8 protein-coding genes are annotated in these 8272 nt (G+C 30.9%); 6 read left to right on the top strand and 2 right to left on the bottom strand.

Annotated features, from left to right (window positions below; all coding sequences use genetic code 11):
* The first annotated feature begins 13 nt into the window (after positions 1 to 13).
* The 4 genes from QWY99_RS12070 (at position 14) to QWY99_RS12055 (ending at position 5702) form a co-directional block, all read left to right on the top strand.
* On the top strand, positions 14 to 946 hold the full coding sequence (locus QWY99_RS12070; RefSeq protein ID WP_290265273.1) for a PorP/SprF family type IX secretion system membrane protein: 933 nt from the start codon (positions 14 to 16) through the stop codon (positions 944 to 946).
* An 11-nt stretch (positions 947 to 957) separates the two neighbouring features.
* Entirely contained in the window at positions 958 to 2892 is a 1935-nt protein-coding gene (locus tag QWY99_RS12065) for an OmpA family protein (RefSeq protein ID WP_290265272.1), read from the top strand.
* Positions 2893 to 3019: 127 nt separating this feature from the next.
* The gene (gene ligA / locus QWY99_RS12060) at positions 3020 to 5023 is read left to right on the top strand and encodes an NAD-dependent DNA ligase LigA (RefSeq protein ID WP_290265271.1); all 2004 of its coding nucleotides are present in this window, start codon (positions 3020 to 3022) and stop codon (positions 5021 to 5023) included.
* Complete coding sequence (locus QWY99_RS12055; protein WP_290265270.1) at positions 5013 to 5702, top strand: lysoplasmalogenase family protein; 690 nt, start codon at positions 5013 to 5015, stop codon at positions 5700 to 5702. The genes ligA and QWY99_RS12055 overlap by 11 nt, the downstream gene beginning before the upstream one ends.
* Here the strand turns inward: QWY99_RS12055 and QWY99_RS12050 are convergent.
* Together QWY99_RS12050 and QWY99_RS12045 are read right to left on the bottom strand one after the other, a co-directional pair.
* Complete coding sequence (locus QWY99_RS12050; protein ID WP_290265269.1) at positions 5699 to 6610, bottom strand: bifunctional metallophosphatase/5'-nucleotidase; 912 nt, start codon at positions 6608 to 6610, stop codon at positions 5699 to 5701. The genes QWY99_RS12055 and QWY99_RS12050 overlap by 4 nt on opposite strands.
* A 64-nt stretch (positions 6611 to 6674) precedes the next feature.
* Complete coding sequence (locus QWY99_RS12045) at positions 6675 to 7454, bottom strand: 5'-nucleotidase C-terminal domain-containing protein (protein ID WP_290265268.1); 780 nt, start codon at positions 7452 to 7454, stop codon at positions 6675 to 6677.
* 162 nt (positions 7455 to 7616) lie between these two features.
* Here QWY99_RS12045 and QWY99_RS12040 point away from each other — a divergent pair, with 162 nt between their 5' ends.
* Both QWY99_RS12040 and QWY99_RS12035 read left to right on the top strand, forming a co-directional pair.
* Positions 7617 to 8027: a DUF6913 domain-containing protein gene (locus QWY99_RS12040; RefSeq protein ID WP_290265603.1), complete on the top strand. Its 411-nt coding sequence runs from the start codon at positions 7617 to 7619 to the stop codon at positions 8025 to 8027.
* Position 8028: 1 nt separating this feature from the next.
* The coding region (locus QWY99_RS12035) for a dihydrodipicolinate synthase family protein (RefSeq protein WP_290265601.1) at positions 8029 to 8272 on the top strand (244 nt) is incomplete at its 3' end.

The following is an 8272-nucleotide window of genomic DNA, read 5'->3' as shown; positions in this document are numbered from 1 at the left end:
AAATAGTTATAATATGAAACTAAGTGTAAAATTTATAGAGACCTATCTTTTGATATTTTGCGGTTTTGCTTCCTTCCTAGCAAATGCACAGCAAGATCCGCAATATACGCAGTATATGTATAACACAATGGTAATCAATCCTGCTTATGCTGGTTCTACAGGTAATCTAGAAGCGGTATTGTTGCATCGATCGCAATGGGTAGGAATAGATGGTGCACCACAAACACAATCCCTATCTGTACAATCGCCCTTGAGAAATGAAAAAATAGGATTAGGCTTTAGTGTAGTAAATGATAAGCTAGGGCCATCAAACGAGTTATATTTAGATGGTAATTTTTCTTATTCATTGGCTTTAGGCTATGAAAAAAGGTTAGCATTTGGATTAAGAGCAGGAATGCGAATGCTGAATATAGATTGGACTAAAGGGCGATACTATGATGCTAATGATGCTTTATTAAATAGCAATATTAATAATGTTGTAAAACCATCTATAGGAGCAGGGGTATATTATTACACAGACAGATGGTATGTAGGAGCATCGGTTCCTAGTTTCATAAGAAGTGATTATTACAATGACATACAAGAAGCCGTTAATTATGACCAGATGCATTATTTTTTTATGGGAGGTTACGTATTTGACTTGAATAGAAGTTTGAAGTTCAAACCTGCTGTATTAGCTAAAGTAGTCAGTGGAATGCCAATTTCGGTAGATCTTTCAGCCAATTTTATGCTTCAAGAAAAAGTGGTATTAGGAGCTTCTTATCGTTTTGATGATTCAGTTAGTGCGTTAGCTGGATTCCAAATATCAACAAGCCTTTATATTGGGTATTCGTATGATTATACAGTAACCAAATTGAATAAATACAATGATGGTTCACATGAATTCATATTGCGTTATCAATTTCATAAAGACCCAAGAAAAATTAAATCTCCAAGATTCTTTTAAAAATCTCACTTATGAAAAAATATTATATACTTAGCTTGCTATTCAGCTTTGTATCTGTTTTAGCACAAACAAATTTAAAAAAGGCCGATGCCTTATTTAGAAATTATTCTTATGTAGATGCTGCAAAAGCATACGAAGAGTGTTTGGAAAATATCAAAAAACCATCAGTTCAAACTTTAAAAAATGCCGCTGATTCCTATTATTTTACTTCAGATAATCGGAATGCTTTAAAGTGGTATCAAAAAGTATATGAATTACAAGGAGATAATTTACCAGATATCTATTATCTAAGGTATATTCAGTCAATGAAAGGAGTTATGGATTATGATAACGCTGATAAAATAACCAAAGAATATTTAAACAAAAAAGGAGACCAAAAGGAAATTGATAAATATGTTTATCAAAAGAAATTATTAGACAGTTTGTCCAAAAACAAATCCCTTTATACTGTGCAAAATATTGCTATTAATACCAATAAGTCTGATTTTGGAACTGCTTTTTATAAAGATAAGGTGGTATTTACATCAGCTAGAGACACAACTAATTTTGATAAAAAGTTATATAATTGGAATAAACAACCCTTCTTGAGCTTATTTGTTGCAGAAAGGAGTGCTGTTGATGGTAATTTGTTTAACGAAACAATTTTCATTCCTAATGTAATGACTAAATATCATGAGGCTACAGTAACATTTAGTCCCGATTGGAAAACAATGTATTATACAACAAACATTCTCAAGAATAATAAATTAGTTGTTGATGAATCTAGAATAAACAATTTTCAAATTATAAAAGGAACTGTAGAAGATAATAAATTAGTTAAAAGTGAAAAGGTATTCTTTGATAGTGATAAATATTCAGTAGGGCACCCAAATCTAAGTGATGATGGTAGATTGTTGTTTTTTGCATCAGATATGCCAGGTGGATATGGAGAGACCGATTTGTATGTAGTACGAATTGCTGTTGATGGCACCATGAGTTCGCCACAAAATTTAGGACCAACAATTAATACAATTGGAAATGATGTTTTTCCTTTTTATAGAAATGGAATACTTTATTTTTCTTCAGATGGACACTATGGGTTAGGTGATTTAGATATATATGAAAGTAAACTCTTGGATGGATTGAATTTCTCCGTTCCTAGAAATTTAGGAGCCCCAATAAACAGTAATAAGGATGATTTTTCATTTATAATCGATTCAAAAGATAATTATGGTTACATATCATCAAATCGTGCACAAGGTAAAGGAGATGATGATATTTATTATTTTACCAAAGGAAAGCCAATTTGTAATCAACTTATTTCAGGAAAAGCAATAAATCTAAAAACTAAAACGGGGATAAGTGATACATTTATTTTAGTGTATGATGTTTATGATACAGTTATAACCGAAACTAAAACGGATGTTGATGGAAATTATACATTAGAAGTACCATGTAGCAAGAGGGTCAAAATAACAGCTAATAAGCCAAATTACAGTGGAGATGAAAAATATGTAGAAACAACAAAAGAAAATAATGCCACTATAAAAGAGGTTAATTTCTATCTAAATAATTATGACGATTTAGTAGTTAAAAAAGAGGGAATAGAAAAAGTAGATATTAATCCTATCTTCTTTGAATACAACAAGTTTGATATTAATCCGCAAGCAGCTACAGAACTAGATAAAGTTGTGTTTGTGATGCAAAAATTCCCTAAGATTAAAATTAAAATTGAGTCACATACGGATTCAAGAGGTAAAGATGCATACAACTTGAAACTCTCAGATGAACGAGCCAAGGCAACAGAAGATTATATCCTTTCAAAAGGAATCGATGTCTCAAGAATTGTTAGTGCAATTGGTTATGGAGAAACAAGATTGGTAAATAAATGTAGCAATGGAGTTAAATGTACTGAAGAAGAGCATTTTGCCAACAGGCGTTCCGATTTTATTATAACAGAGAAATAAAACTTAAAATATTTTGTGAAAACCACTTTTAAAAGAGTGGTTTTTTTGTTTTTAATTATACTTTTGATTGCTTATTTTAGACAAAATTTTCTAGGTTAATAAAAGACAATCGAATTACAAAAAAAACATGAATATTAAGGATTCCATACAAGCTTTAAGGGACGAATTAAATGCACATAATTACAATTATTATGTGCTTGATAATGCTACAATATCAGATTATGATTTTGATATAAAATTAAAGCAACTTCAGGAATTAGAGAAACAACATCCAGAGTTTTTTGATGAAAATTCACCAACACAACGTGTAGGAGGTATGATCACAAAAAACTTTCAGACAGTTGCTCATGAATATCGTATGTATTCCCTAGATAATTCCTATTCAAAAGAAGACTTAATAGACTGGGAAACTAGAATTCAAAAAGTATTAGGTAATGTAGATTTACAATATACTTGCGAATTAAAATATGATGGAGCTTCGATAAGTATTACCTATGAAAACGGAAAATTAAAACGAGCAGTTACTCGTGGAGATGGATTTCAAGGTGATGATGTAACAAACAATATCAAAACAATAAAATCGATTCCGTTGCAATTAAAAGGAGATTATCCACCCGTTTTTGCAATTCGAGGAGAAATAATATTACCATTCGCAGGATTCGAAAAAATGAATCAGGATTTAATAGAAATAGGAGAAACCCCTTATTCAAATCCAAGAAATACAGCTTCAGGAAGTTTAAAGCTACAAGATAGTGCCGAGGTAGCAAAAAGACCTTTAGAGTGTTTACTCTATTTTGTAACAGGAAATAATTTGCCATTCAAAACCCAGTTTGAAGGATTAGAATTGGCAAGAAAATGGGGTTTCAAAGTGCCCCTTGAAGCAAAATTGGCAAACAATCTACAAGAAGTATTCGATTTCATAGATTATTGGGACATTCATCGTCATGAGTTACCTTATGAAACAGATGGAGTAGTTGTAAAAGTAAATAGTATACAGCATCAAGAAGAGCTAGGTTATACAGCAAAATCACCTCGTTGGGCAATTGCATATAAATTTAAATCAGAGCGCGTTTCAACTAAATTAAACTCAATCTCTTATCAAGTAGGAAGAACAGGAGCAATTACTCCAGTAGCCAACTTAGAGCCAGTACAATTAGCTGGAACAATTGTAAAACGAGCCTCTTTGCATAATGCAGATCAAATAGAAAAATTAGACATTAGAGTAAACGATACCGTATTTGTAGAAAAAGGAGGAGAAATAATTCCTAAAATAATTGCAGTCGATTTAACACAAAGAGAAGCAGACGCAATACCCACAAAATACATCACGCATTGTCCAGAATGTGATACCGAATTGGTAAGGTCAGAAGGAGAAGCAAATCATTACTGCCCTAATTTTTATGGATGTCCACCACAGATTATTGGTAGAATCCAGCACTATATTTCAAGAAAAGCAATGGATATTGAAGGACTTGGAGGAGAAACAGTCGCTTTACTTTTTAATAATGGTTTAGTACATAATTATGCAGACTTATATGAGCTAACAGTAGAGCAAATTCTACCACTAGAAAGAATGGCGCAAAAGTCAGCAGAAAACCTAGTAAAAGGAGTAGAGAATTCTAAAAAAATCCCATTTGAGAACGTCTTGTTTGCACTTGGAATTCGATTTGTAGGAGAAACTGTTGCTAAAAAATTAGCGAAACATTATAAAAATATAGATGCTTTGAGCCAAGCTACATTAATGGATTTGGTTCTAGTAGATGAAATAGGCGAACGTATTGCGAAAAGCGTTATAGAGTTTTTTGAGAATGACGAGAATAAAGAAATTATTAAACGCTTAAAAGGCTACGGAGTTCAATTTGAGATAGTAGAAAAAATAAACCCTAATGCGACTACTAAATTTGAAGGAAAGACATTTGTTGTCTCAGGAGTGTTTTCTAAATTCTCAAGAGACGACATCAAAAAAACTATTGAAGATAATGGAGGTAAGGTAGGAAGTTCTATTTCTGCTAAAACCGATTTTGTTGTTGCCGGTGAAAACATGGGACCAGCTAAATTAGAAAAAGCAAATAAATTAAATATACCTATAATTTCAGAAGATGATTTTATAACAAAATTAAATGAAAGCTAATACCCCCTCATTAATCCTTTACTTTTTATCGTTAACATTTGCAATTATCTTTGATTTCTTGGAAGAAGATTTTATAGGTATGTATGCAAAGGCAATTGTTGTGCCTTCAATATTTATATATTATCTTATAACGACCAATTATAAGATAAATTTAATTCAGGGACTTATTTTTGCCTTATGTTTTACAGGAGAGGTATTTAGTTTAATGGAGGTTGATGCCACAGAGTTTGGCTCTCTTTTTTGTTTTTTATCAGTCTATTTATTGTTTTTGAAACTAATTTTTGATGATAATCGAAAAATAAAACTAAGAAAAAACGACATATTGCCAGTAGCAATAGTCGTTCTTTTCATTTTATATTTATTGATTTCTGTCTTGGGTTTACAATATGAGAAAATCAAAGAATATCATTTTATTTATACTGTGTATGGGATTGTGTTAAGTATGTTAGGATGTATTTCATTTATTAGTTATATATCCAAAGGTACCTATTTAACACTTTTGCTGACGATAATGACAGCTTGTTTTATCTTTTCGGATGTCTTTTTTATATTTAATCAATCTTTTGATCATTCAATAGTATTAGTGCTAATTCGAGATGTAACTCAAATGTTAGCTTACTATTTTATGGTAAGATATTTTATCCAAAAAAGAATAGAAAACATTCGAGTAAGAAATTAAACAGTAATTGATTTTCCTTGTGATGATTTTGTCTTATTGTTGTCTAGATAAAAGTCAATTCTACCTACGTTAATTCCATAACAACCAACTTGATTAACTAAAACATCCTCACCAGCTTTGTTTTTTACAATAGTTGGTTTGTCAAGAAAAGTATGAGTGTGTCCGCCAATGATTAAATCAATATCTTGAGTTTGTTCAGCCAATTTTAAATCACACATTCTAGTAGCATCATCACGATATTTGTATCCCAAATGCGATAGACAAATAACTAAATCACATTTCTGTTCCTTTTTAAGAATTCTAACCATGTCGTGTGCAGTTTCAACAGGATCATTGTAAACAGTTTCTTTGTACATAAGCTTATCTACTAAACCTTCTAGTTCAATACCAAGACCAAAAACACCTATTTTGATACCATCTTTGTTGAAAATTTTATACGGTTTTACAAGACCGTCCATCACGGTATTTTTAAAATCGTAGTTAGAAGAGATAAATTCAAATTTTGCATGAGGCATTTGAGCATATAAGCCATCTACACCGTTATCAAAATCATGATTACCAATTGTAGAAGCATCATATTTCATCATGCTCATTAATTTAAATTCCAATTCTCCTCCATAATAGTTAAAGTAAGGAGTTCCTTGAAAAATATCACCAGCATCTAATAAAAGAACATTTGGATTTTCTTTACGGATTGAATCAATTAAAGCAGCACGTCTTGATACTCCACCCATATTTGCATTGCGAGGATCATCGGCAGGAAAAGGGTCAATATGGCTATGTACATCATTGGTGTGTAATATAGTTATGTGTTTAACATCAGGAGATGTAAAGCTACTCATAGATAAACCCAAACTCAATAATGCTGTACTAGCAGCAGTTTTTTCAATAAAATCTCTTCTTTTCATTTTAATTTATTTTGCGGTAAAACGCTTGAACTCAAAGTTCTTAAATATTTTTTAATTGTTTATTTTATTCTTGTCTAACTCGGATATCTTTTGGTACCGGAATTGGATTAACAGATTTAAAATAATCAATAAGAATGTCTCGTAATTTGTAATTTAAATCATATTTCTGAACAGCTTTCTTAAAGAAGTTCATGCTATCTCCACCATTTGCTAAATAATCATTCGTAGCAACATAATAGATTTTATCTTTTTCGATAGGTTTTCCTTGGATCAAGATGTTTGTTGGAGTATTGTTTTTAGTAATTGTAAAAGTCATTCCAGAAATTGGATGAGGCTTTTTCTCAGCAATAAAATAATTAGCTAATTCTAAAATTTGTTCTCCTTTTAATGCCATAACAACAAGACTATTTTCAAAAGGCATAATTTCAAAAGCAGTTCTAGCAGTAACATTTCCTTTAGGAAGAATTGCACGTATACCACCATGATTAAGGAAGCAAATGTCAATATCTTTGTTCTCCCTAGTTTTAAAGATTAAGTTACCTCTTTGTAAACAGGCATCTGCCATGAAATTACCAATTGATGTCTGTAATTTACCAGTACTTTTGTCTAATGTTTCAGGACAAAAAGAAAGAACACTATCTAGATCTTTGTTAATGTGTTCTCTGTAAGGTTTAATGAAATTCTCTATTTCAGGAGTTTGATTCTCAGTAGTTGTAATAGGGATTAGTTTACCCTCTATTTTAGAAACTTGATACGTTTGCTTGCTACAAGAAACTCCTAGAAAAAATGTTAAGAATATAACAAAAAGTTTTAAAAATCCGTTATACTTTTTTAGTTTTACCATCTTAAATGCGACTTAAATAATTAATTTTGTAATCAAGTAAAAGTACTATGTTTTTAAATTATATAAAGGTTTTTTTTGTAAAAAAATCATTAAATAAAAATCTTGATAATGTAAAAAACTGTGCATTTACCACCGATATACAAACTGTTGGTTTGCTTATAGATGAGAGTAGTTTTTCAGAGAAAAAAAGCGTTGCTAGCTGATTTGGTGTCTAAAGGAATTGTTGAAGAGAATATTAAGATTGTTGTTTATAAAGACAAAATCGATAAAAAAGAAGCGTATACTTGTCCAACTTTTGGGATAAAAAATCTTAATTTGAAGGGAGAAATTACCGAAAATTTGTTAAAAGACTTTATAAAAGAAGAATTCGATTTATTAATAAGTTATTATGATATCGAAAAAGCAATGTTGATGCTCGTGACACAAAATTCTAAAGCCAAGTTTAAAGTTGGTTTTACATCAATCGATAAAAGATTAAATCGAGTGATGATTGATACCAATGTTCGGGAACATAAAGTTTTCGTGAATGAATTATTTAAATATTTAAAAAACATTAAACCAAATATAATCTGATATGCAATCATTAATAGGGACGGGCGTTGCACTAGTAACTCCTTTTAAAGAAGATTTTTCAATTGATATAGAAGCGTTACAAAGGATAGTTAATTTTTCTGTAGATGGAGGAGTTGAATATCTTGTAGTTATGGGGACCACTGCTGAGAATGCAACATTAACAGAGGATGAAAAGGAACTTGTTATTTCGACAGTTATTAATACAAATAAAGGAAGGTTGCCTTTGGTATTGGGAGTTGGAGGAA

Origin of the sequence: Flavobacterium branchiarum (genome assembly GCF_030409845.1) — a bacterium.
GTDB lineage: Bacteria > Bacteroidota > Bacteroidia > Flavobacteriales > Flavobacteriaceae > Flavobacterium > Flavobacterium branchiarum.
Note: the sequence above shows the minus strand (reverse complement) of the source record. Positions and strands in the feature narration are given on the sequence as shown.